The 23198-nt window shown below is 61.1% G+C and carries 23 protein-coding genes; 15 read left to right on the top strand and 8 right to left on the bottom strand.

Features of this window, described 5'->3' with window-relative positions:
- The first annotated feature begins 181 nt into the window (after positions 1–181).
- Complete coding sequence (locus tag AACH55_RS10195) at positions 182–1885, top strand: PhoH family protein (RefSeq protein WP_338719310.1); 1704 nt, start codon at positions 182–184, stop codon at positions 1883–1885.
- A gap of 94 nt (positions 1886–1979) precedes the next feature.
- Here the strand turns inward: AACH55_RS10195 and AACH55_RS10190 are convergent, their stop codons facing one another.
- The 7 genes from AACH55_RS10190 to rpsF form a co-directional block, all read right to left on the bottom strand.
- On the bottom strand, positions 1980–2987 hold the full coding sequence (locus AACH55_RS10190; protein WP_338719309.1) for an inorganic phosphate transporter: 1008 nt from the start codon (positions 2985–2987) through the stop codon (positions 1980–1982).
- A gap of 70 nt (positions 2988–3057) precedes the next feature.
- The gene (locus tag AACH55_RS10185) at positions 3058–3684 is read right to left on the bottom strand and encodes a DUF47 domain-containing protein (protein WP_338719308.1); all 627 of its coding nucleotides are present in this window, start codon (positions 3682–3684) and stop codon (positions 3058–3060) included.
- 203 nt (positions 3685–3887) lie between these two features.
- Positions 3888–5324 carry a replicative DNA helicase gene (locus AACH55_RS10180; RefSeq protein ID WP_338719307.1) on the bottom strand — a complete coding sequence of 479 codons (1437 nt, stop codon included), beginning with the start codon at positions 5322–5324 and terminating at the stop codon, positions 3888–3890.
- Positions 5325–5557: 233 nt separating this feature from the next.
- On the bottom strand, positions 5558–6010 hold the full coding sequence (gene rplI, locus AACH55_RS10175) for a 50S ribosomal protein L9 (protein ID WP_338719306.1): 453 nt from the start codon (positions 6008–6010) through the stop codon (positions 5558–5560).
- 26 nt (positions 6011–6036) lie between these two features.
- Complete coding sequence (gene rpsR / locus AACH55_RS10170; protein WP_006462643.1) at positions 6037–6321, bottom strand: 30S ribosomal protein S18; 285 nt, start codon at positions 6319–6321, stop codon at positions 6037–6039.
- Positions 6322–6375: 54 nt separating this feature from the next.
- A complete protein-coding gene (priB, locus tag AACH55_RS10165) occupies positions 6376–6675 on the bottom strand; it encodes a primosomal replication protein N (RefSeq protein WP_088753773.1) in 300 nt (99 codons plus the stop codon).
- A 23-nt stretch (positions 6676–6698) separates the two neighbouring features.
- Positions 6699–7064 carry a 30S ribosomal protein S6 gene (gene rpsF, locus AACH55_RS10160; RefSeq protein ID WP_006462645.1) on the bottom strand — a complete coding sequence of 122 codons (366 nt, stop codon included), beginning with the start codon at positions 7062–7064 and terminating at the stop codon, positions 6699–6701.
- Between the two features lie 327 nt (positions 7065–7391).
- On the opposite strand from rpsF, the gene lexA reads away from it, so the two are divergent.
- From lexA to AACH55_RS10110, 10 genes are all read left to right on the top strand, one after another.
- Entirely contained in the window at positions 7392–8051 is a 660-nt protein-coding gene (lexA, locus tag AACH55_RS10155; protein ID WP_338719302.1) for a transcriptional repressor LexA, read from the top strand.
- A gap of 187 nt (positions 8052–8238) precedes the next feature.
- Entirely contained in the window at positions 8239–10221 is a 1983-nt protein-coding gene (locus tag AACH55_RS10150) for a tetratricopeptide repeat protein (protein ID WP_338719301.1), read from the top strand.
- 321 nt (positions 10222–10542) lie between these two features.
- Complete coding sequence (locus AACH55_RS10145) at positions 10543–11631, top strand: flagellin (RefSeq protein ID WP_338719300.1); 1089 nt, start codon at positions 10543–10545, stop codon at positions 11629–11631.
- Positions 11632–11709: 78 nt separating this feature from the next.
- Positions 11710–12069: a flagellar protein FlaG gene (locus AACH55_RS10140; protein WP_338719299.1), complete on the top strand. Its 360-nt coding sequence runs from the start codon at positions 11710–11712 to the stop codon at positions 12067–12069.
- A 230-nt stretch (positions 12070–12299) separates the two neighbouring features.
- The gene (fliD, locus tag AACH55_RS10135) at positions 12300–14369 is read left to right on the top strand and encodes a flagellar filament capping protein FliD (RefSeq protein ID WP_338719298.1); all 2070 of its coding nucleotides are present in this window, start codon (positions 12300–12302) and stop codon (positions 14367–14369) included.
- 28 nt (positions 14370–14397) lie between these two features.
- Positions 14398–14856 (top strand): flagellar export chaperone FliS, encoded by a 459-nt coding sequence (fliS, locus tag AACH55_RS10130; RefSeq protein ID WP_338719296.1) that lies wholly within the window; start codon positions 14398–14400, stop codon positions 14854–14856.
- 5 nt (positions 14857–14861) lie between these two features.
- Complete coding sequence (locus AACH55_RS10125; protein WP_338720255.1) at positions 14862–15191, top strand: flagellar protein FliT; 330 nt, start codon at positions 14862–14864, stop codon at positions 15189–15191.
- 2 nt (positions 15192–15193) lie between these two features.
- Positions 15194–16381, top strand: a complete 1188-nt coding sequence (locus tag AACH55_RS10120) for a flagellar hook-length control protein FliK (protein WP_338720253.1) — start codon at positions 15194–15196, stop codon at positions 16379–16381.
- The gene (locus AACH55_RS10115) at positions 16368–16712 is read left to right on the top strand and encodes an EscU/YscU/HrcU family type III secretion system export apparatus switch protein (RefSeq protein WP_338719294.1); all 345 of its coding nucleotides are present in this window, start codon (positions 16368–16370) and stop codon (positions 16710–16712) included. The genes AACH55_RS10120 and AACH55_RS10115 overlap by 14 nt, the downstream gene beginning before the upstream one ends.
- A gap of 27 nt (positions 16713–16739) precedes the next feature.
- Positions 16740–17495 carry a flagellar brake protein gene (locus AACH55_RS10110; RefSeq protein ID WP_338719292.1) on the top strand — a complete coding sequence of 252 codons (756 nt, stop codon included), beginning with the start codon at positions 16740–16742 and terminating at the stop codon, positions 17493–17495.
- A gap of 124 nt (positions 17496–17619) precedes the next feature.
- Here the strand turns inward: AACH55_RS10110 and fliE are convergent, their stop codons facing one another.
- The gene (fliE, locus tag AACH55_RS10105; RefSeq protein WP_338719290.1) at positions 17620–17976 is read right to left on the bottom strand and encodes a flagellar hook-basal body complex protein FliE; all 357 of its coding nucleotides are present in this window, start codon (positions 17974–17976) and stop codon (positions 17620–17622) included.
- Positions 17977–18226: 250 nt separating this feature from the next.
- Here fliE and fliF point away from each other — a divergent pair, with 250 nt between their 5' ends.
- The 4 genes from fliF (at position 18227) to fliI (ending at position 23196) form a co-directional block, all read left to right on the top strand.
- Positions 18227–19999: a flagellar basal-body MS-ring/collar protein FliF gene (gene fliF, locus AACH55_RS10100; RefSeq protein WP_338719289.1), complete on the top strand. Its 1773-nt coding sequence runs from the start codon at positions 18227–18229 to the stop codon at positions 19997–19999.
- Positions 19992–20987, top strand: a complete 996-nt coding sequence (fliG, locus tag AACH55_RS10095) for a flagellar motor switch protein FliG (RefSeq protein ID WP_006462657.1) — start codon at positions 19992–19994, stop codon at positions 20985–20987. The genes fliF and fliG overlap by 8 nt, the downstream gene beginning before the upstream one ends.
- Before the next feature lie 62 nt (positions 20988–21049).
- Positions 21050–21751 (top strand): flagellar assembly protein FliH, encoded by a 702-nt coding sequence (gene fliH / locus AACH55_RS10090; protein WP_338719288.1) that lies wholly within the window; start codon positions 21050–21052, stop codon positions 21749–21751.
- A 38-nt stretch (positions 21752–21789) separates the two neighbouring features.
- Positions 21790–23196, top strand: coding sequence for a flagellar protein export ATPase FliI (gene fliI / locus AACH55_RS10085; protein WP_338719287.1), 1407 nt, complete (start codon positions 21790–21792; stop codon positions 23194–23196).
- The last annotated feature ends 2 nt before the right edge of the window (positions 23197–23198 follow it).

Below are 23198 nucleotides of genomic sequence, written 5' to 3'. Positions count from 1 at the left end.
CCCTCGCCTCCTCCCTGTCTGCACCCCGTCCGGGATCGTCCGGTACGTTGCATGGCAGCGGCAAGGATTTCATTGGCATGCCCGGCCCCGCAGCAAGATCCCTCCCTTTGCTGTCTGATGTATTGCTTCACCTGTTCGCTCTGACAAAGCGGTGTTTTCTTCATCCACTTCCGAGGTCCTGATGCCCCTGCCCAAAATGCCGAGCAAACCAGCTTCGATGCTGTCTCCCGAGGACTATCCCAAGGCCGATCGCAACAAGCCCGTCAAACCGAACATCACTCTCGTTGAAACCTCCGCTCCCGTAGTTGCACCACAAGAAGTTGCAGTTGCCGTTGCCGACGTCTCCGACACCAAGGTCACCGCGCCGCGCGCGCGCATCACCGGCAAGACCGCCGCCGTGGCCGAGAAACCCAAAGCCGCTTCCAAGAGCGCCGAAGTCCGTCCCAAGTCGCCCACCAGCCGCGTGGCTGACAAGCTGGGCAAGTCCAAGCTGTTCGTGCTCGATACCAACGTGCTGATGCACGATCCGACCTCGCTGTTCCGCTTCGAGGAGCACGACATCTACCTGCCGATGGTCACGCTGGAAGAGCTGGACAACCACAAGAAGGGCATGTCCGAAGTGGCCCGCAATGCGCGCCAGATCTCGCGTTCGCTGGATGCGCTGGTGTCCGACGTGGCCGAGGACTCGATCGACCTGGGCATTCCCCTGTCCAAGCTGGGCAACAAGGATGCCAAGGGTCGCCTGTACTTCCAGACCAAACTGCAGAACGCCGCCCTGCCCGAAGGCCTGCCCGAGGGCAAGGCCGACAACCAGATCCTGGGCGTGGTGCGAGCCCTGGACCAGCAGTATCCGGAACGCCCGGTGGTGCTGGTGTCCAAGGACATCAACATGCGCCTGAAGGCGCGTGCCATCGGCCTGCCCGCTGAAGATTACTTCAACGACCACGTGCTGGAAGATACCGATCTGCTGTACTCGGGCATCCAGCAACTGCCGGATGACTTCTGGAACAAGCACGGCAAGGGCATGGAGTCCTGGCAGGAAAGCCGTCACGGCAGCAGCTATACCTACTACCGTGTCACCGGCCCCTATGTGCCTTTGCTCCTGGTCAATCAGTTCGTCTTCATCGAGCCCAAGAATGGCGAGCCGGCCTTCTACGGCCAGGTCACGCAGATCAACGGCAAGACCGCCGTGCTGCAGACCCTGCGCGACTTCGGCCATGCCAAGAACAGCGTCTGGGGCATCACCGCACGCAACCGCGAGCAGAATTTCGCGCTGAACCTGCTGATGAACCCGGAGTGTGATTTCGTCACCCTGCTGGGCCAGGCCGGTACCGGCAAGACCCTGCTGGCGCTGGCCTCGGGCCTGGCACAGGTGCTGGAAACCAAGCTCTACAACGAAATCATCGTCACCCGCGTGACGGTGCCGGTCGGTGAAGACATCGGTTTCCTGCCGGGTACGGAAGAAGAGAAGATGGGCCCCTGGATGGGCGCCTTCGACGACAACCTCGAGGTGCTCAACAAGTCCGATGGCGATGCCGGTGAATGGGGTCGCGCCGCGACCCAGGACCTGATCCGCTCGCGCATCAAGATCAAGTCGCTCAACTTCATGCGCGGCCGTACTTTCGTGAACAAGTTCTTGATCATCGACGAGGCCCAGAACCTGACGCCCAAGCAGATGAAGACCCTGGTCACGCGCGCCGGTCCCGGCACCAAGATCGTCTGCCTGGGCAACATCGCCCAGATCGACACGCCCTACCTGACCGAAGGCTCCAGCGGCCTGACCTATGTGGTCGACCGCTTCAAGGGCTGGGCGCACAGCGGGCATGTCACCCTGGCCCGCGGCGAACGCTCGCGCCTGGCCGATCACGCCAGCGACGTGTTGTAAGCACTTTATTCGGCATCAATGCAAAAAGCCACGTGAAAACGTGGCTTTTTGCTTTTGGGCGGCCGCTACAGGTGCAGCGTCCAGGCAGGATGGCTTACAGCACGTGCACGCCGATCCACCACGCGATCGCCGCCACGAAGGCCGACGCCGGAATGGTGAAGATCCAGGCCCAGACGATGTTGCTGGCCACGCCCCAGCGCACCGCCGACATCTTCTGCGCTGCGCCCACGCCGACGATGGCACCGGTGATGGTATGGGTGGTCGAGACCGGGATGCCCAGGGCGGTCGCGAGGAACAGAGTGATGGCGCCACCGGTTTCGGCGCAGAAGCCGCCGACCGGCTTCAGCTTGGTGATCTTCTGGCCCATGGTCTTGACGATGCGCCAGCCGCCAAAGAGCGTGCCCAGGCTGATGGCGCAGTAGCAGCAGATGATGACCCACATCGGCGGCGTTTCCGGCGAGGAATAGCCGGAAGCGATCAGCAGCATCCAGATGATGCCGATGGTCTTCTGCGCGTCATTGCCACCGTGACCCAGGCTGTACATGGAAGCCGACAGCAACTGCAGACGCCGGAACCAGCCATCGATCTTGCGTGGCGTGGAGCGATAGAAGATCCACGATACCGCGAGCATCATCAGCGAGCCGAACACCAGACCCAGCAAGGGAGACAGCACGATGAAGAGTATCGTCTTCAACAGGCCCGCCGAGATCAGCGCGCCGGTCCCGGCCTTGGCCACGGCCGAGCCCACCAGGCCGCCGATCAGGGCGTGCGAGGAGGAAGACGGGATGCCGTAGTACCAGGTCACCAGGTTCCAGAAGATGGCGCCGATGAGCGCGCCGAAGATGACGTACTGGTCCACGATGGCCGGGTCGATGGTGCCCTTGCCCACCGAGGCCGCCACGTGCAGCTGGTGGAACACGAACACGGCGGCCAGGTTGAAGAAGGCCGCCATGGCCACGGCGGTCTGCGGGCGCAGCACGCCCGTGGAGACCACGGTGGCAATCGCGTTGGCGGCGTCATGGAAGCCGTTCATGAAGTCGAACAGCAGCGCCAGGACGATCAACAACGCAAGGATATGTAAGCTGATTTGGATTGTTTGCATGGGGAAACCGTTGTGTGAAGCCAGCGGCGTCCCCGTCGGAAATCGAGGGAATCGCCGCGATGCCGACCGATCAGGCGTTTTCGACGATGATGCCTTCGATGATGTTGGCCACGTCTTCGCAGCGGTCAGTCACGGTTTCCAGGATTTCGTAGATGGCTTTGAGCTTGATGAGGGTGCGCACGTCCGGCTCATCGCGGAACAGCTTGGACATGGCCGCGCGCATGACGTGATCGGCATCGGATTCGAGGCGGTCGATTTCCTGGCAGATCGACAGGATCTGACGGGAATTGTCCATGTTCGACAGCAGGCCCACGGCGCCTTGCACCTTCTCGGCGCAGGACAGGCACAGCTCGGCCAGGCGCTTGGCTTCGGGCGTGATGGACTTGATGTCGTAGAGCGAGATGGTCTGGGCGGCGTCTTCGAGCAGGTCCAGGATGTCATCCATGCGGGTGATCAGCTGGTGGATGTCGTCGCGGTCCAGCGGGGTGATGAAGGTCTTGTGCAGCAATTCGATGGCATTGTGCGTCACCTTGTCGGCTTCCTTCTCGACAGCTTCAATGGCGTGCACGCGAATTTCAAGGTCATCGAAATTGGTCATCAGCGCCACCATTTCTTTTGCGCACTTGACCGCCAGCTCTGCATGCTGATTGAAAAGGTCAAAGAATTTGCCTTCGGTCGGCATCAATCGTCCAAACATTTTTCTCTCTCATCAATGGTTAGCGCCCGGTCGGAGCGCCGTTTCGAACCGGCATGCGGCCAGCCTCAATGGAAGCCGTGAACCGCCCTGCCGGCCCTGCACGGACAGCCTTGAGAGCCGTCCGCCTTGCGTGACACGGGCGACCCCCGCCGCCCGCGATCCTTGTGCAGCAACCTGCCAGCCTGGCACGCTGCCAATGGCCATCAATCGCCGCCGTAAGGCTGCGCCAGATTGCCGATATAGTTGTCGTACTTGGTATACATCCCCAGGAAGGACAGGCGAATGCTGCCGATGGGGCCATTACGCTGCTTGCCGATGATGATTTCCGCCGTCCCCTTGTCGGGCGAGTCGGGATTGTAAACTTCATCACGGTAAATGAACAAAATAACGTCAGCATCCTGCTCGATGGCGCCCGATTCGCGCAAGTCGGACATCACGGGACGCTTGTTGGGACGTTGTTCCAGCGAGCGGTTCAGCTGCGACAGCGCAATCACCGGGCAATTGAGTTCCTTGGCCAGCCCCTTCAGGCTACGCGAGATTTCCGAGATTTCGGAGGCGCGGTTCTCGGAAGAGCTGCCGCCGTTACCCGACATCAGCTGCAGGTAGTCGATGATGATCAGGCCCAGTTTGCCGCACTGGCGGGCCAGGCGACGTGAACGGGCGCGCAATTCTATGGGCGACAGCGCCGGGGTTTCGTCGATGTAGAACTGGGCATCGTTCATCTTCTGGATGGCGTGCGTCAGGCGCGGCCAGTCTTCGTCCAGCAGGCGGCCCGTACGCAGGCGGTGCTGGTCCAGGCGTCCGACCGAGCCCAGCATACGCATGGCCAGCTGGGCGCCGCCCATTTCCATGGAGAACACGGCCACTGGCAAGCCCGATTCGATGGCCACATGCTCGCCGATGTTGATCGAGAAGGCGGTCTTACCCATCGAAGGACGGCCGGCCACGATGATCAGGTCGCCCGGCTGCAGACCGGAGGTCATCTTGTCGAGGTCGATGAAGCCGGTCGGCACGCCCGTGATGTCGCTGGTATTGTCGCGGTTGTACAGTTCATCGATACGTTCCACCACCTGGGTCAGCAGCGGCTGGATTTCCATGAAACCCTGCGAGCCGCGCGAGCCCTCTTCGGCGATGGCGAAGATCTTGGATTCGGCCTCGTCCAGCATGGACTTCACATCCTTGCCCTGCGGATTGAAGGCATTGCCGGAAATCTCGTCGGCCACCGTGATCAGCTTGCGCAGGATGCCGCGATCACGCACGATCTCGGCGTAGCGGCGGATGTTGGCGGCCGAGGGCGTGTTCTGGGCAAGCGCGTTCAGGTAGACCAGTCCGCCCACCTCTTCGGCCTTGCCGCTGGTGGACATGGCCTCATAGACGGTGATGACGTCAGCCGGCTTGGTGCTGTTGATGAGCTTGACGATGTGCTCGAAGATGATGCGGTGGTCGTAGCGGTAGAAGTCGTCGGCACTGACGAAATCGGCGATACGGTCCCAGGCCGCGTTATCCAGCAGCAGACCACCCAGCACCGATTGCTCGGCCTCGATGGAGTGGGGCGGCACGCGGAGCGCATCGATCTGCGGATCGGAAGACTCTTTCTGGCCGCGGAAAAATTCTGGATTGCCGCGTGACGATTCTTTCATGGCGCGCATTATAACCTGCTGATGTAAAGCCGTTGGGCCGCCTGGACGTTTTTGCACAACCGCCCTGCAGAGCCGAACAGATGCGACAGGCCAAGTATTTTTCTTCACCTCGTCTGGTGAGAAGCGAAGCTAAAAACCAGAAAACGAAGAAACAAAAAATAAGCAACAGGCAATAAAAAAGCCAGGCGAACCCGGCTTTTCTATTGCAAAACGAATTGCAGCAAACAGGTGTATTACGCTTGCTCGCCCTTGACTGCGATGGTGACGTCGACCACCACGTCGGTGTGCAGAGCCACCGACACCGGGTGTTCGCCAACGATCTTCAGCGGGCCGTTGGGCAGACGCACTTGCGCCTTTTCCACGGCGAAGCCCTTCTTGCCCAGGGCTTCAGCGATGTCGAAGTTGGTGACGGAACCGAACAGACGGCCGTCAACGCCGGCCTTCTGCGACACTTCCACGGTGGTGCCAGCCAGCTTTTCGCCTTGGGCTTGTGCAGCAGCCAGCTTCTCGGCAGCGGCCTTTTCCAACTCGGCGCGCTTGGCTTCGAATTCAGCGATGGCTGCATCGGTAGCACGGCGGGCCTTGCGTTGCGGGATCAGGAAGTTGCGTGCGAAACCGTCCTTGACGCGCACGACATCACCCAGACCGCCGAGATTCACGATTTTTTCCAACAGAATGACTTGCATGTTTTTCTCCTATTTCTCGACGCTGATTACGCGTTGTGCAGATCGGTGTACGGCAGCAGGGCCAGGTAACGCGCGCGCTTGATGGCGGTGTCAACTTGACGCTGGTAGTGGGCCTTGGTACCGGTCAGGCGTGCCGGCATGATCTTGCCGTTTTCCTGGACGAAGTCCTTCAGGGTGTCCACGTCCTTGTAATCGACCTGTTCAACGCCAGCGGCGGTGAAACGGCAGAATTTCTTGCGCTTGAACAGCGGGTTTTGCTGTTGACGCTTGTTTTTCAGCTTGCTTTTATCGAACTTTTTACCGAATGCCATGGTTGGCTCCTGTATCTAAAAATTGGGTAAGGTCTGTTTGGCTACCTTGCGCCTTCAATCCGGCGCGACCGGGCCAAAATCAACGATATGAAACACGACGCTCTTGCTGTTGCGATTCCTGCGGGCCAAAAAGCCGGTGAACCGGAAGACTTCACCCAGTGCCGCCCTGTTGAGGGCACCGGAGATTTCCCCTGCTGCCAGCGCCGCGATCTCGAATTCGACCTGGCGCTGCATGCCAGCTTCCATCTGCTCCGACTGATGCTGCAACCTGGCAGTGACAATCGGGATACCGGCCGGCGTGTAACGTAAAACGTCACGTTCTGCCAGGCTGGCGATGACTTGAAGCTGGTTCACTCTCCGCTATGGTGCCGCAGCGCTCAGGCTGCCGGCGCTTCGGTACGGCTCTTGGCCGCGTCTTCCTTCTGCACTGCCTTCAGGATGGGGGAAGGACCGGTTTCGGCCTTCTTCATCTTGACGGTCAGGTGGCGCAGGACGGCGTCGTTGAACTTGAAGCCGGTTTCGATTTCAGCCAGCGTTTCGCTGTCGACTTCGATGTTCAGGCAGACGTAGTGAGCCTTGGCCAGCTTCTGGATCTGGTAAGCCAGTTGGCGACGGCCCCAATCTTCGACACGGTGGACCTTGCCGCCGCGGGTGGTGACGATGCCCTTGTAACGCTCGATCATCGCCGGCACTTGCTCGCTTTGGTCCGGGTGGACGATAAATACGATTTCATAATGACGCATGTAGACTCCTTATGGACTTATTGAAGACGCCCACCCCGGCGTCAAGACGGGTGTGGGAAGAGGAAAACCCAAGATCATACTAGGTTTCAGGCTTGACAGCAATCACGGCGAGCCCCGGCGCGGCTCAAAGACCACAGCAGGTCGCTCATGCGCGGCAAATTGCCGGCAAACCGGCAGGAACTTCATCTGTCTCTTCATATATATAAAGAAGAAAGCTTGCCTTTTACATGCCGGAATATGCATGTTGCCGTTGACACAAGGAATGCACCTGTATAAAAATACAGACTGTTCATCCAGACAGCCTTCCCTGCGAGAAAGGCCAACCCCATGCTCAAACTGACCGCGCGCCAGGAACAGATCCTGAACCTGATCAAGAACGCCATCGAGAACACCGGCTTCCCTCCCACGCGCGCAGAAATCGCGGCCGAACTGGGCTTTCGCTCCGCCAACGCCGCCGAAGAGCATCTGCAGGCGCTGGCACGCAAGGGCGCCATCGAAATTTCCCCAGGCACCTCGCGCGGCATCCGCCTGCGCGAGTCCGGTGCCGGGGCGAGCATCAATTCGGCACGGCAGATGGCCCTGCCGCATCCCGCCCTGATGCAGCTGAGCCTGCCGCTGATCGGCCGGGTGGCCGCCGGTTCGCCCATCCTGGCCCAGGAACACGTGGAGAAGACCTATCAGGTCGACCCGGCCATGTTCCCGGCCAAGCCCGACTACCTGCTCAAGGTGCGCGGCATGTCCATGCGCGACGCCGGCATCCTGGATGGCGACCTGCTGGCGGTGCGCCGCGCCGACCAGGCGCGCAATGGCCAGATCGTGGTGGCGCGCCTGGCCGATGAGGTCACAGTCAAGCGCTACCAGAAGACTGGCAGCGTCATCACCCTCTTCCCCGAAAACCCGGAATTCGACCCCATCATCGTCAAGCCGGAAGAAGACCAGTTCGCCCTGGAGGGACTGGCAGTCGGATTGTTACGCAGCTGGAACTGAGCCCCGGTCTGGGGTCCACCCTCCGCACCAGCTGCGTCAGGCTGCCTTTTGCACATGAACCTCCGCCTAAAACGGAGGTTTTTTGCTTTCTATTCACCTCTTCGCAGGTGACGTGTTGCGCATATCATCCTTGCTGGATAGCTATGCCCGGCGCCACCGATGCGCCCAACCAAGAGGACCCCTTTCGATGTCGACGCGCAAGAGCAGCAACAAGCACGGCAAACACATTCCGGCCCCGGCCGCCGCCAAGTCCAACCTGCAGGATCTGCTGGATGTCCGCAAATCCCTCGATCTGCTGGACAGCCGCAAGACCGAAGAAGCCAAGAACCTCTGCATGGCCGTGCTGGCGCGGGCACCCAAGCTGGTCTTTGCCAACCACGCGCGCGGGCTGGTGGCCATGCAGGAGGGTCAGTTCGCCGAAGCGGAAATCTATCTGCGCAAAGCCGTCGACGCCGACCCCGACAATGCCGAATACCTGAGCAACCTGGCCGGCACGATCCTGAACCAGGACCGGATAGATGAAGCGATCGCCCTCTATGAGCGCGCCATCTCGATCGACAAGGAGAATCGGGCAGCGCGCATCGGCCTGGCCAACGCCTTGCACGAAAAAGCCGATCCGGAAGCCTCGGTGGCCTATTTCGAGGATGCCGTCAAGCGCGAACCGAATGCGCCCGGCCCGCTCTCCCACCTGGGACGCGCGCTGATCGAGGCGAACCGCCTCAACGAGGCGGTCGCCACCATCCTCAAGTCACTGGAATTGCAGATCAATTTCGCCCCCTCGCATACCGCCCTGGGCGAGGCGCTGCACGCCATGGAAATGTACAAGGAAGCGGTGGAGTCCCATAAAACCGCCATCCTGCTTGATCCGCAGGATACCTATGCGCACAACAAGATCGCCGACACCTATCTGAAATTGAACCGCATCGAGGAAGCCCACGAGCACCTGCTGCGCGTCATCGAGATCGCCCCCAAAGACCCGAACGGCTATGTGAAGCTGGGTTCCAGCTATTTCAGCACCGGCGACCGCTTCGACGATGCCATGCGCATGTTCAACCAGGCGCTGACACTGGACCCGAAGCACGCACTGACCTACAACAACATCGGGGCCATCCTGCACGACCACGGCGACGACGAAGAAGCCATCAAGAACTTCCGCAAGGCCCTGGCAATACGCCCCAATTATCCGACCGCCAAGCACAACCTGGCGCTTACACTGTTGCTCAAGGGACAATTCGAGGAAGGCTGGGAATGCCATGAGAGCCGCCTGGTGACCAAGGAGCGCGCGCACGTCTACCGCCTGATCCACAAGTTGTTCGAACTCATCCCCAAATGGGATGGCAAGTCGTCACTGGCAGGCAAGTCCATCCTGCTGATGCATGAACAAGGCTTCGGCGACAGCATCCAGTTCCTGCGCTACGTGCGCCTGGTGGTGGACCAAGGCGCGCGCGTGGCGGTGCATGTGAAGAATCCTTTGTACCGCCTGTTCCAATCCTTCACACCGCAAGTCACGCTGGTGCGGGAAAGCGACCCCCTGCCACCCTGCGACTGCGCTTACGTGCTCATGAGCCTGCCGTACGCCATGCGCACGCATACGGTGGACGATATTCCACGCTACCCCGAAGGCTATCTGGCGGCCGATGCCATCCTGGCGGCCACTTGGCGTGAAAAAATCAATGCCTTGTCCAGATCCGAACGCAACTTGCGGGTGGGCATCATCTGGGGCGGCAATCCCGAGCACGGTAATGACCGCCACCGCTCCATCCCGCTGGACACCTTCAGGCAGCTGTTTGACCTGCCCAACATGGAATTCTATTCCCTGCAGAAAGGCAAACCACTGGAGGCACTCAAGGCGCTGCCTGCCGGCTTGCCCGTCTTCAACCTTGGCGACGACTGCCAGGACTTTGCCGATACGGCCGCGGCCATCAGCAACCTCGATCTGGTCATCAGCGTGGACACCTCAGTGGCCCACCTGGCCGGTGCCATGAGCCATCCGACCTGGGTTCTGCTGCCGCACGTGCCCGACTGGCGCTGGCTGAACGACCGTGAGGACTCGCCCTGGTACCCCAGCATGCGCCTGTTCCGGCAACCCGCCGTCAGTGACTGGAACTCGGTCCTGAAGAAAGTGGGCGAAGAATTGACCGTCATGCAACAGAAAAAAGCACAAGGCTGAGCTGTCCAGCCGCGCTGCGAGGTACGAAAACCGCCCTGCCCGGGCGGTTTTTGCTTTTCGGCAGCTTTTTCTTTACCGCAACAGGGATTTTCCTAAAGTTTTTCGAATTGCCGTCGAAAAAGGAGTTGCTTGGAGTTTCAAAGCACGCAGTTTTAGTTCGGAAAGCCTTGAAAAAGATTTTTTTGCGCAAGCCCTAAACTTTTTCCAAGACTGCCCGATAAAGCAATCAACAGAGGTTGAAACGCCTGGGGCTCATGGGTAGAAGACCAACGTTAGGCACTGAAACTCGGATCATCGGTCTCAAATCTTAGGAGAATTAACATGGCATCAGTCATCAATACCAACATTCCGTCGCTCAATACGCAGCGGAACCTGAATTCCTCGCAGTCGTCGCTCAATACCTCGATCCAACGTCTGTCTTCCGGTCTGCGTGTCAACAGCGCCAAGGACGACGCCGCCGGCCTGGCCATCGCCGACCGCATGAACTCCCAGATCAAGGGTCTGGCAGTTGCTCAACGTAACGCCAACGACGGTATCTCGATGGCGCAAACCGCTGAAGGCGCTCTGTCGACCGTCGGCGATAACCTGCAACGTATGCGTGAACTGGCTGTGCAGGCTGCCAACGGCACCAACAGCGCACAAGACCGCAAGACCCTCAACGACGAATACACCCAGCTGTCGCAGGAAGTGTTCCGCGTTCTGAACGGCACCAGCTTCAACGGCCAAAACCTGTTCACCGGCGTGGGCCAAGGCGCATCCGCTGGCGTGGGCTCCAGCTCGGCCAACGTGTCGGCCTCCCTGACCCTGTCCTTCCAGGTCGGCGCCAACGTGCAAGACAACAAGCTGAACGACCAGATCACCATCACCCTGGATGACCTGTCGAACAACGCCACCATCGCCAACGTGATCGGCACCAGCGCCAGCGGCCTGATCGGTCTGGGCAACACTTCCGGCGTGAGCACCGCGCAAGCGACCTACACCTCGGCCAAGGCTGCCCTGGACAACCTGTTCGCCACCGGCTCGTCCCTGTCGGCCACTGCCCTGGCTTCCTCGGCTGTGGCCCTGCAACAAGCTGTTGACAGCGCCAAGCTGTCGCTGGATCAGGCAGTTGCTGCTCCGTCCGCACAGAGCGACGCTCAGAAGGCGATCCAGAACCTGGACAAGGCCATCAGCCTGATCTCCTCCAAGCGTGCCGAGTTCGGTGCCGTGCAGAACCGCTTCAGCGCCGTCATCAGCAACTTGCAAGTGTCGAGCGAGAACATCACCGCATCGCGCAGCCGTATCATGGATACCGACTACGCGCAGGAAACCGCGAACCTGACCCGTGCGCAGATCCTGCAACAAGCTGGTACGGCGATGCTGTCGCAGGCCAACTCGGCGCCGCAGCAAGTCCTCTCGCTGTTGAAATAAGCCAGATAGCTAGGTAGGATGACGTGCGGGGGATAGTCCTTATTCTCCGCACGTTCCTTTAAGGAAGGGAGTAGTACCATGTCGATTGCCCCACTTAATATCACCGCTGCTGGCGACTCCGGTACTGCATATGCAGCACCGAAGGCGGCCGACAAGCCCGATCCCGTGGTATCGACGGTCGCACCGGCGGCCACCCCGGAAGCTCGCCGCGCAACCGAAAGCGAAGTCAACGACGCCGTAGGCAAGCTGAACGATTTTGCAGCCGCCAATGCTGCCGCACTGAATTTTTCCAAAGACCAGGATACCGGCAAGACCATCATCAAAGTGGTCGATACGGCTACCGATACCGTGATTCGTCAGATTCCCAGTGAAGAAGCGATCGCCATCGCCAAATCGATCGACAAGATGCAAGGCTTGCTGATCAAGGAAAAGGCTTGAGTTTTCCCTCGAGTCTGGTACGAACTGCAGTGGCTCGAAACCCGCATGCGTCAGTGCTCGCTCATTGCGCATGACGGATTCGGCTACCCCAGTTCATAACGGATTCCCGCAGTTATCCCGCACAGCGTCCCTCCTCTGCCCCGACGCCGTACTTGAGAGCCCATCTCCTCTTGACCGCGCTGGACCATTGCACAGCGCTGTGCCTCACGCAAAGATTCAGGAGTTGAACCGTGGCGACTTCCACCGGCACCATTTCCACATCGGCAGGCCCACTCGATGTGGCCACCCTCGTCAGCAAGCTGATTTCGGCTGAAAGCCAGTCCCAGCTCACACCGCTGACCACCCAGGCCAGCAGCTACAACACTCTCATCTCCGCCTACGGCAGCCTCAAAGGCGCGCTGTCGACCTATCAGTCGGCGCTCAAGGCGATGACTGCAGCAAGTTTCAGCTCCCAGAAGAGTTCCGTGAGCAACGCCGGCACCGGCAGCAACCTGACGACCGATCCCTTCACGGCCGACGTCAACACCGATGACTCGACCAAGATCCTGGCGCAGAAGATTCAGTCGGCCGGGGTCAGCAGCGGCACCACCTACAATGCCGGCGATTCGATCGCCATCAAGATCGGCACCAATTCGCCCACCTTCATCACCTTGCAGGCAAATTCCACGCTGGCCGGCGTGCGCGATGCGATCAACGCCTCCAAGGCCGGCGTCACCGCTTCCATCACCACCGACAGCAACGGCGACCACCTGGTGCTGGAGTCGAACACCGGCGGCACCGCCAACACCATCAAGGTGAGTGCCAACAACAGCCTGTCCGCATTCGCGTACGATCCCTCCAGCTCGACGCCGAGTACGATGACTCAAATCCAGGCCCCGCGTGACGCCACCAAGGCGGCCTCGGGCACCTACTCGGTCGCCGTGTCGCAACTGGCGCAGACGGAAAAACTGAGCTCGGCCGCCATCGCGCCGGGCACCACCTTCGACAACGGCATCCTGGCCATCAAGACCGGCACCGGCTCCACCGCCATCATCCAGCCCGCCTCCAACACGCTGGCCGGCGTGCGGGACGCCATCAACAGCAGCGATGCAGGCGTGAACGCCTCCATCGTCAGCGACGGAACCAACGACCACCTGGTCATCACGGCCAAGGACAGCGGCGCGGCCAATACCATCAAGATCACCGGCACCGGCAATTTTTCGGTGTTCAACGCCGACACCAGCGGCACGGTCATCTCGTCCAACGTCGGGACCAGCCAGACCTACAGCTCCGGCACGCTGAGCCTGAAGGTCGGCGACACTACGGTGGCCATCAACCCGACCGCCAATGGCAGCGGCAATATCGACCTGAACCAGGTCATGAGCGCCATCAACAGCGCCAGCGCCGGCGTGACCGCTTCCATCAGCAACGATGGCACCAACAACCACCTGGTATTGACTCCCACCGGCAGCAGCGCGACGGCTGCGGTCTCCCTCACGGGCACGGGCGACTATTCCGGCCTGACCATGAGTGGCATGGGCCAATTGCTCAAGGCCCAGGATGCCAAGCTGTCCATCGACGGCGTAGCCGTGACCAGCACCAGCAACAAGGTCGAGAACGTCATTTCCGGCGTCACGCTGAACCTGTCCAAGGTCACCAATTCGTCCGACAATTTCACGCTGAACATCAGCAACGACACTTCAGGCATCAGCACCGCCGCCAACAGTTTCGTGACGGCCTACAACACCCTGGCCAAGGCGGTAGCGGGCATGACTGCGCAGACGCCCTCGACCACCCTGGGCCAGGCCAACACCTCGGCCCCGCTGGCCAGCGAGTCCTCGGTGCAGACCATCATGAACCAGCTGCGCAACACCCTCTTTGCCAGCGTGGATGGCGGCAACGGCATCAGCAGCCTGTCCGACATCGGCATCAGCTTCCAGAAGGATGGCACCCTGGCGCTGGACGCTGCCAAACTGACCACGGCCACCACCAACAATTTCGCGGGCATTGCCAATCTCTTCACTGGCACCGATCCGGATACGACCAACACTACATCCTCCAAAAATGGTATCGTCACCAAGTTGCAGACCCTGATGACGAGTCTGCTGAGCGATAGCGGCATCATCGCCTCCAAGACCAACGGCCTGCAGGCCAGTCTGAAGATCAACCAGGATCGCCAGACCACCGTGCAGAAGCGTTTGTCCAATCTGCAGGATGACTACACCAATCAGTTCAACCGGCTCAACACGACCCTAGCCAGCATGCAGTCGACGCAAAGTTACCTGACGCAGCAACTGGCCAGCCTGGCCAAGAGCAGTTGAAGCGTTACCGCGAACATAGGAGAACGTCATGTTCGGAAGCATGAAACGCGGGGCCAATGCCTACGCCAACATCGGGGTGGAAACCGGCGTGATCGCCGCCAGCCCGCACAAGCTCATTACCATGCTCTTCGACGGCGCACTGGTGGCGATTGCCTTGGGCAAGAAGTCCATGGGCGAGGGCAACATCAAGGACAAGGGCGAATCCATCACCAAGGCCATCCTGATCATCGACAATGGCCTGCGTGCCAGCCTGAACAAGGAAGTCGGCGGCGAACTGGCGCTCAATCTGGATTCGCTCTATGAGTACATGAGTCGCCGCCTGTTCGAGGCCAACGCCACCAACAATCCGGCCATCCTGGACGAGATCCACGGACTGCTGGATGACATCCGTTCGGCCTGGGAACAGATCGGCCCGAATACCGCACAGGCGGCGCCGCAGATGGCCATGTTGCAGGACCCCTCCCACACCAGCTTTGCAAAGGCTTGACTGACATGAACGGTGACGAGATCATCGCCATTTACGAGTCCATCTCGCAACTGACCGATGAGATGCTTTCGGCCGCCCGCGCGGGCGACTGGGATTTGCTGGCGGCGCTGGAAGCCCAATGCGGCAAACACATTGCCAGCCTGCGCTACAGCGAGGAAAGCGTCACCCTCCCAGAGCCGCTGCGTCACCGCAAGGTCGACATCATCAAGAAGATCCTGGAAGACGACCGCGACATCCGCAACCTCACCGAACCCGGCTTGCGCAAGCTGTCAGCGCTGATCCAAAGCAACCAGACCGAACAGAAGCTGCTCAATACCTACGGCATGGGTAGTTGACCATGTTGCCGCGGGCCGATATCGCCAGCGCCGTCCAGCCCGTCAATCCCGTCGAAGCGGCCACTGCCGTCGTTTCGGTTGCCGATGCGCGGCAGGAAGCCTTCAGCCGCCTGGCCCAGATTGCGGTGGGCCAGCAAATGGCGGGCCGCATCCTCTCCAACTTCAATGACGGCACCTTTCTTGTGCGCATCGCCAACACGGCCGCGCGCATGGTGCTGCCCAACAGCGCCAAGGTCGGCGATACGCTGACCTTGACCCTGGTCTCCAAAGACCCGCGCCCGACCTTCTCGGTCCACGAAAACAGCATCCGTCCCGATGAAGAAAGCGCCTCGGTCGCCCTGAGCACGGCCGGACGCGCCATGCAAAAGGACCTGAAGTCACTGCAGTTCGTCACACGCGATGAAAGCGGTACCGGCCAGATCGCCCAGCACGAGGACGTCGCCGTCAACACCCAGGCCAAAGGCGCAGGCCAGGGCCAGTCGGGGGCGCCCGCCAGCACCACTACCACGCTCAGCAATGCCGCTCGCCTGATCGATACCTTGCTGCATGCTTCGCAACAAGGCGACGTCGCCGACCACATCAGCGCCCCTGCCCCGCTGCTACCCAAAGCGGGCGTACCCGTGGATCAAATGGCGGCGGCGCTCAAGGACGGGATCAGCCACAGCGGCGTCTTCTATGAGTCCCACGTCGCCGCCTGGGCCGCCGGCCAGCGTCCCACCGAAGAGCTGATGAAGGAGCCGCAAGCCCAGGTGGCCGCCCGGAACGGCGGCGAAATCAACCTGCTCAGCGACAGCGATCCGGCGCAGAACCAGCTGGGACAGATCATCAACCTGCAGCTCAATGCGCTGGAACAGCAACGCGTGGTCTGGCATGGCGAAGTGTGGCCGGGCCAGAAGATGGAATGGGAAATCAACCAGGAACATGGCCAGGATTCCCCCTCCAACGGCACCACCGAGGAGCAAGGCGCGCCCTCCTGGCACAGCGTGGTGCGCTTCAACTTTGCTCATCTGGGCAGCGTGTCGGCCTCGATCCGCCTGATTGGTCAGCAGGTCCACGTGCAGGTGAAAGCGGACAACGAAGCTGCCGCCTCCGCCCTGCGCGGCAACAGTAGCCTCTTTGCCAATGCCATGGCCGCCGCCGGCACCTCCCTCGACTCACTGATCGTCAAGCAAGCCGATGGAGAAACCTAACATCCCGCTGCAAAATGCCGTGGCCCTGGCCTACAACGCCAGCCAGGCAGCCCCCCAGGTAGTGGCCAAGGGCCGTGGCCTGGTGGCCGAAGCCATCATCGCGCGGGCGCGCGATGCCGGCGTCTACGTCCACGAATCCAAGGAACTGGTCTCGTTACTGATGCAGGTCGAACTGGACCAGCAGATCCCCCCCGCGCTGTACCGCACCGTGGCCGAATTGCTTGCCTGGTTATATCGTATTGAAAATATGCAATTAAGCGGGGCAGTGATGTATGATACAGGGTCAAATTATTCAAATAAGTTCCCAGGGGAAAGCGATTCCACTCGCTGAATTACGACGTACCAGACGCACTCACAGATGGCCAACCACGACGAGATCGACGACGACAGCCCATACCGGGTTCATTCACGGCGGGAGATCATTGCCCTGCTGACCAGCATGATGGAGAAGAACCAGCTCCTGAGCCTGCTGATCAAGGGCGGATCCGAATCCGTGATCACTTCCATTCTGGAGGTTGATGCCGATGACGACTCGCTCATCATCGACGCCGCGCCCAGCGCCATGCTCAACGAGAGCATCGTGAGCAGCAAGCGCATCAACTTCGAAGCCCTCTACAACAGCATCCGCATTACCTTCGCGGTGGACGGCGCACGCCAGGTCGAGTACCAGAACCGCCCGGCGCTGCAGGTGAATATCCCGGAAAGCCTGGTGCGCCTGCAGCGGCGCGAATACTTCCGCATTCCGACCCCGATCGCCAAGCCGCTGCGCTGCACCTTCCGCATCACCCAGTCGGACGGCTCCTTCATCACGGTGATCACGCTGCTCAACAACATCAGCGCCGGCGGTGTCGGCATTACCGACGAAAAGAAACTGCTCCCCACCGCCATCGGCGCCACCTATGAGGATTGCCAACTGGAACTGGGCGACAACACCCTGGTGTCGGTCAAGCTGCAGGTGCGCGATTGCAAGGAATTCAAGATGACCAATGGCAAGGTGGTCAACCGCTTCGGCCTGCAATTCATCGACATCCCGCGCACCGTCCTGGCCGCCATCCAGCGCTTCATCACCAAGCTGGAGCGCGAACAGAACGCCAAGGCCTCGGGCATGCTATAAGCTGCCATCCCGGATCAAGGGCGCACCAAAGACAAAACACCCCAGCAACCGGACGCCCGGTTGCTGGGGTGTTTTGTTTCATATCCTGCGACCCGCGCTCCCGGGCCACCAGGACCAGCAAGCATCACACCTGCATGGTCATGATGTCGCGGTAGGCCGAGACCAGCTTGTTGCGCACCTGGATGCTGGTCTGGAAGGAGATGCTGGCCTTCTGTGAAGCAATCATCACATCCGACAGATTCACGTTATCATCGCCCATCGCAAAAGCCTGCGACATCTTGGCGGCTTTCTGCTGGGAATCATTGACCTGATCGATCGCCCCCTTGAGCACGTCCGAAAAGTCCACCCGCGGGGCCGGCTTTTCTGCCGCCACGCTGTTCTGGACCGGGTCCACGCCGCCCTGGGCGCGCGCCGCGGCGGCCTTCAACTGGGCCACCATTGCCTCGATCTTGCTGGTATCAATCACGCTGTCGATCGCCATTTCCCACCTCTTGAGTTCATTTTTACCGCCTCGGCAGGGGCGTAATACGCACCTCCGCCATCTACAGCAGCACATTAACACTGCCGCATTGACAAAACGCACCAATAAGCGGGGAATTTGCCATTCTGTTCGGACGATCAAATTCCCGCTGCCAACGGACAATCCAGACTGAGCAAAAAACCTCACAAAGGTAGGCAGTGATCAAAGTCTTTAACAAGCTGGCAATCGAGGGAACGCCAGAGGGGAAATCATGGCGGTAGCAGCCGACGGCACGATGACCGGCGAAACCAACAATCCGGGCGAACTCGGCAATATCGAGGGCATGCCCCAGGGGCAGTCCGCCCAGGGCGGCGTGCTGGGTTATGCCCGCTCGCCGCAGGGCAAGCGCGTCCTGCTCATCATCGCCGCAGCCGCCACCCTGGCGCTGATGGCCGGCATCTGGCTGTGGAGCCAGAAGGTCGAGTATCGCGTCCTGTTCTCCAATTTCAATGACCGCGACGGCGGCGCCATCGTGGCCTCGCTGCAGCAGATGAACGTGCCCTACAAGTATTCGGAGGGCGGCACGGCCATCCTGGTGCCCGAGAACATGGTGCATGACGCGCGCCTGAAGCTGGCCGCCCAAGGCCTGCCCAAGGGCGGCAACGTCGGCTTCGAGCTGATGGAAAACCAGAAGCTGGGCATTTCCCAGTTCCTGGAACAGGTCAACTTCCAGCGCGCCCTCGAAGGCGAACTGGCGCGCTCGGTACAGTCGCTCTCCTCGGTACAGACCGCCCGCGTACACCTGGCGTTGCCCAAGGCATCGGTGTTCGTGCGCGACCAGCAAAAACCGACCGCCTCGGTGATCCTGAGCCTTTATCCCGGCCGCTACCTGGACCAGCAGCAAGTCAGCGCCATCGTGCACCTGGTCGCCAGCAGCGTGCCCGAGCTTTCGCCCAAGGCCGTGACCATTGTCGACCAGAACGGCAACCTGCTTTCCGATACCACCAAGCAAGCCCAGACCAACACGCTTGACCCCACCCAGCTGAAGTATGTCCAGGACATGCAGCAGGATATCGTCAAGCGCGTCGAATCCATCATCGCCCCCATCGTCGGCAACGGCAACGTACGTGCGGAAGCCACCGCCGACGTCGATTTCTCGCGTTCGGAACAAGCCTCCGAAGCCTACAAGCCCAACCAGACCAAAGATACCGCAGCGGTTCGCAGCAAGCAGAGCAGCGAGGCCAACAGCGCCAGCTCCGGCACCTCCGGTGTGCCCGGCGCATTGACCAACCAGCCCCCTGCCCCCGCCACCGCCCAGATCGTCAATCCGGCCGCCGCCAATGGCGCAGCCGGCGCGGCCACGCCCAATGGCGCAGCCCCGACCCCTGCGGCCAGCGGCAATTCGCGCAAGGACGAGACCATCAACTACGAGGTCGACAAGACGGTCCGCTACACCCAGCAACCCATGGGCGGCGTGCGCCGCCTGACAGTGGCCGTGGTGGTGAACTACAAGCGCACCCTGGACAACACCGGCAAGATCGTCATGCGTCCGCTGACCGAGGCCGAGCGCAACCAGATCACCGATCTGGTCAAGGAAGCGATGGGTTACAACAAGGATCGCGGCGACTCGCTCAACGTGGTCAATACCCAGTTCAGCACCGACATGGAACCGGAAGTGCCGCTCTGGAAGCAGCCGGGCATGATCGAGCTGGCCAAGGAAATCGGCAAGTACATCCTGGTGGGTGCAGTCCTGCTGTTCCTCTACTTCCGCGTCCTGCGCCCGATCGTCTGGAAGCTGTCGGGCCGCGAAGAACGCGAACGCCTAGCCAAGGAAAAGGCCGAGGCCGAAGCCGCCGCCGCTGCCGCTGCGGTTGCTGCCGGCTTCGATCCGGACGATCCGGACGCCATCGTCAACCTCTCCGGCGAACCGGCCGTGGACGAACGCGCCCAGTACAAGGCCAATCTGGAAACCGCCAAGCAGTGGGCCAAGAATGATCCGAAACTGGTGGCAAGCATCATCAAGTCATGGGTGAACAATGAGTAACGACGGCGTTCAGAAAGGTGCCATCCTCATGCTCGCCCTGGGCGAGGATGAAGCCGCCGAAGTCATGAAATACCTGGGCCCCAAAGAGGTCCAGAAGCTGGGCGCGGCCATGTCGGCCCTGCGCAACGTCAGCTTCGAAGAAATCAACGAAGTGCTGGAAGCCTTCGTCGCCGAAACCGGCCAGGCGTCTTCGCTGGGCCTGGATTCGGACGAATACATCCGTAGCGTCCTGACCAAGGCGCTGGGTGACGACAAGGCCACTTCCCTGCTCAACCGCATCCTGGGCGGACGCGATGCCTCCGGCATCGAAAGCCTCAAGTGGATGGACGCGCAGTCGGTGGCCGAACTCATCCGCAACGAACACCCGCAGATCATCGCCACCATCCTGGTCCACCTGGAGCGCGACCATGCCTGCGGCATCATCAACAATTTCACGGAACGTTTGCGCAACGACGTCATCCTTCGTATTGCAACCCTGGACGGCGTGCAGCCGGCCGCGTTGCGCGAACTCAATGATGTGTTGACCAAGCTGCTGACCGGCAACGAAAGCCTCAAGAAGCAACAGATGGGCGGTATCCGCACCGCGGCCGAGATCCTCAACTTCATGTCGGGCGAGAACGAGACCTCGGTGATGAACAACCTGCGCTCCTACGACGAGGACATGGCGCAGAAGATCATGGACGAGATGTTCGTCTTCGAGAACATCATCGACATCGACGGCCGCGGCATCCAGCTGCTGCTGCGCGAAGTCCAGTCCGAATCGCTGATCGTGGCCCTCAAGGGTGCCTCGCAAGGCCTGCGCGACAAGATCTTCGCCAACATGTCGCAGCGTGCGGCCGAGATGATGAAGGAAGACCTGGAATCCAAGGGACCGGTGCGCCTGTCCGAAGTGGATGCGCAACAGAAGGCCATCCTGCAGATCGTGCGCCGCCTGGCCGACGAAGGCCAGATCGTGCTGGGCGCCAAGGGCGAGGACGCGTTCATCTGATGCGCCTGAAGCGGTCCATGCAGGATGCCGTCGGCATGCCGGCCTGAGGAGTCAAATAAGCCATGCGTGCAAAGATCATTCCCAAGGAAGAAATGACGCCCTACCAGCGCTGGGAGCTGGCGTCATTCAATGAGGAGCCCGAGCCGGAGCCCGAACCGCTGCCCGAAGAGGAGGAATTCCTCGAGGAACCGCCGCCGGTACCCCAGCTCACGGCCGAACAACTCGATGCCATCCGCGAAGCCGCCCGCCAGGAAGGCTTTGCCGAAGGCCGCGAACACGGCCTGCAGGCCGGCCGTGCCGAAGGCTACATGGCTGGACTGCAGCAAGGCCAGCAGGAAATCAACGAGGTCATCCAGCACTTCCGCCAGATCGCGGTCAACTTCAGTACCGAAGTTTCGCAATGCAGTGAAAAGATGGCGCCCGAAATGCTGGACCTGGCGCTGGACCTGGCCAAGGCCATGCTGAAGACGGCCCTGAACGTGCGCCCCGAGCTCATCCTGCCCACCGTGAGCGCCGCCATCCACGCCCTGCCCGTACTGCAACTGCCGGCCAGCCTGGCGCTGCACCCGGAAGATGCCGCGCTGGTACGCGAGCACCTCGGTGAAGAACTGGCCCAGCAAGGCTGGAAGATCGAGGAAGACGCCCATCTCGACCGTGGCGGCTGCCGTGTCGAAACCCGCACCAACCAGATCGATGCCACCACCCAGACGCGCTGGCAGCGCCTGGGCGAGTCGCTGTCCAAGCAGCTCGACTGGCTGGAATGATTCACCCGACGTGATACCGACCTGAACGGGAGACCCGCATGAACTCCCCGATGCCTTCCCATAGCAGCCTGTGGCAAGCCTATCTGAACAACTGTCGCAGCCTGGTCGCCATGGCCGAGCCTACCCGCACGGCCGGGCGCATCACGCGCGTGGCCGGCCTGGTGATGGAAGCGGTCGGACTGAAGCTTCCGGTCGGCAGCCCCTGCAACGTGCCCTTGCCCAACGGCATGATGATCGAAGCCGAAGTCGTGGGCTTCCAGGATGAACGTTTGTTCCTGATGCCGCAGAGCGACGTCGAAGGCATCGTCCCCGGCACCCGGGTCTATCCGGTCGAACCGGTGCGTCCGCCACCGCGTACCGGCCCCATCAGCTTCACCCCGCGCCGTGCCGACGAGCACAGCCGCCGCCTGCCCGTGGGCGACGAATTGCTGGGCCGCGTGCTCGACGGTGCCGGCCGCCCGCTCGACAATCTCGGCCCCCTGCACACCGAACGCTCGGCCCCGCTGGCCGTACGGGCCGCCAATCCGCTGGGGCGCGCGCCGATCCGCGACATTCTGGATACCGGCATTCGCGCCATCAACACCATGCTTACCGTCGGCCGCGGCCAGCGCATGGGCCTGTTCGCCGGCTCGGGCGTGGGCAAGAGCGTGCTGCTGGGCATGATGGCGCGCTATACCAGCGCGGATGTCATCGTGGTCGGCCTCATCGGTGAGCGCGGCCGTGAAGTCAAGGAATTCATCGAGCAGATCCTCGGTACCGAAGGTCTGGCACGCTCGGTGGTGGTGGCCGCACCGGCCGATACACCGCCGCTGATGCGCCTGCAGGGCGCGGCCTATTGCACCTCCATTGCCGAGTATTTCCGCGACCAGGGCAAGGACGTACTGCTGATCATGGATTCGCTGACCCGCTATGCCATGGCCCAGCGCGAAATCGCCCTGGCCATCGGTGAACCGCCGGCCACCAAGGGCTATCCGCCCTCGGTCTTTGCCAAGCTGCCGGCCCTGGTGGAACGTGCCGGCAATGGCGATGAAGGCGGCGGCTCCATCACTGCCTTCTACACCGTGCTCACCGAAGGCGATGACCAGCAGGACCCCATCGCCGACGCCGCCCGCGCCATCCTCGACGGCCACATCGTGCTCAACCGCCAGCTGGCCGAGGCCGGCCACTATCCGGCCATCGATATCGAACAATCCATCAGCCGCGCCATGCACAGCATCACCGATGCCGACCATCAGCGCCGTGCGCGCCATCTGAAGCAATTGTATTCACGTTTCCAGCGCAACCGCGACCTGATCAGCGTGGGCGCCTACGCCGCCGGCAGTGATCCGATCCTGGATGAAGCTATTGCCCTGTTGCCAAGAATGGAGGCCTTTTTGCAGCAAGGCATCCACGAGCAGGCCGATGTATCAGAGAGCTTGAGGCAACTTACCGCTCTATTCGGTTGATT

This window comes from Herbaspirillum sp. DW155, from assembly GCF_037076565.1.
Lineage (GTDB): Bacteria > Pseudomonadota > Gammaproteobacteria > Burkholderiales > Burkholderiaceae_D > Herbaspirillum.
Note: the sequence above shows the minus strand (reverse complement) of the source record. Positions and strands in the feature narration are given on the sequence as shown.

Coding starts and splice junctions, on each gene's coding strand:
- AACH55_RS10195 (WP_338719310.1), top strand. CDS start 182: ATGCCCCTGCCCAAAATGCCGAGCAAACCAGCTTCGATGCTGTCTCCC.
- AACH55_RS10190 (WP_338719309.1), bottom strand. CDS start 2,987: ATGCAAACAATCCAAATCAGCTTACATATCCTTGCGTTGTTGATCGTC.
- AACH55_RS10185 (WP_338719308.1), bottom strand. CDS start 3,684: ATGTTTGGACGATTGATGCCGACCGAAGGCAAATTCTTTGACCTTTTC.
- AACH55_RS10180 (WP_338719307.1), bottom strand. CDS start 5,324: ATGAAAGAATCGTCACGCGGCAATCCAGAATTTTTCCGCGGCCAGAAA.
- rplI (WP_338719306.1), bottom strand. CDS start 6,010: ATGCAAGTCATTCTGTTGGAAAAAATCGTGAATCTCGGCGGTCTGGGT.
- rpsR (WP_006462643.1), bottom strand. CDS start 6,321: ATGGCATTCGGTAAAAAGTTCGATAAAAGCAAGCTGAAAAACAAGCGT.
- rpsF (WP_006462645.1), bottom strand. CDS start 7,064: ATGCGTCATTATGAAATCGTATTTATCGTCCACCCGGACCAAAGCGAG.
- lexA (WP_338719302.1), top strand. CDS start 7,392: ATGCTCAAACTGACCGCGCGCCAGGAACAGATCCTGAACCTGATCAAG.
- AACH55_RS10150 (WP_338719301.1), top strand. CDS start 8,239: ATGTCGACGCGCAAGAGCAGCAACAAGCACGGCAAACACATTCCGGCC.
- AACH55_RS10145 (WP_338719300.1), top strand. CDS start 10,543: ATGGCATCAGTCATCAATACCAACATTCCGTCGCTCAATACGCAGCGG.
- AACH55_RS10140 (WP_338719299.1), top strand. CDS start 11,710: ATGTCGATTGCCCCACTTAATATCACCGCTGCTGGCGACTCCGGTACT.
- fliS (WP_338719296.1), top strand. CDS start 14,398: ATGTTCGGAAGCATGAAACGCGGGGCCAATGCCTACGCCAACATCGGG.
- AACH55_RS10125 (WP_338720255.1), top strand. CDS start 14,862: ATGAACGGTGACGAGATCATCGCCATTTACGAGTCCATCTCGCAACTG.
- AACH55_RS10120 (WP_338720253.1), top strand. CDS start 15,194: ATGTTGCCGCGGGCCGATATCGCCAGCGCCGTCCAGCCCGTCAATCCC.
- AACH55_RS10115 (WP_338719294.1), top strand. CDS start 16,368: ATGGAGAAACCTAACATCCCGCTGCAAAATGCCGTGGCCCTGGCCTAC.
- AACH55_RS10110 (WP_338719292.1), top strand. CDS start 16,740: ATGGCCAACCACGACGAGATCGACGACGACAGCCCATACCGGGTTCAT.
- fliE (WP_338719290.1), bottom strand. CDS start 17,976: ATGGCGATCGACAGCGTGATTGATACCAGCAAGATCGAGGCAATGGTG.
- fliF (WP_338719289.1), top strand. CDS start 18,227: ATGGCGGTAGCAGCCGACGGCACGATGACCGGCGAAACCAACAATCCG.
- fliG (WP_006462657.1), top strand. CDS start 19,992: ATGAGTAACGACGGCGTTCAGAAAGGTGCCATCCTCATGCTCGCCCTG.
- fliH (WP_338719288.1), top strand. CDS start 21,050: ATGCGTGCAAAGATCATTCCCAAGGAAGAAATGACGCCCTACCAGCGC.
- fliI (WP_338719287.1), top strand. CDS start 21,790: ATGAACTCCCCGATGCCTTCCCATAGCAGCCTGTGGCAAGCCTATCTG.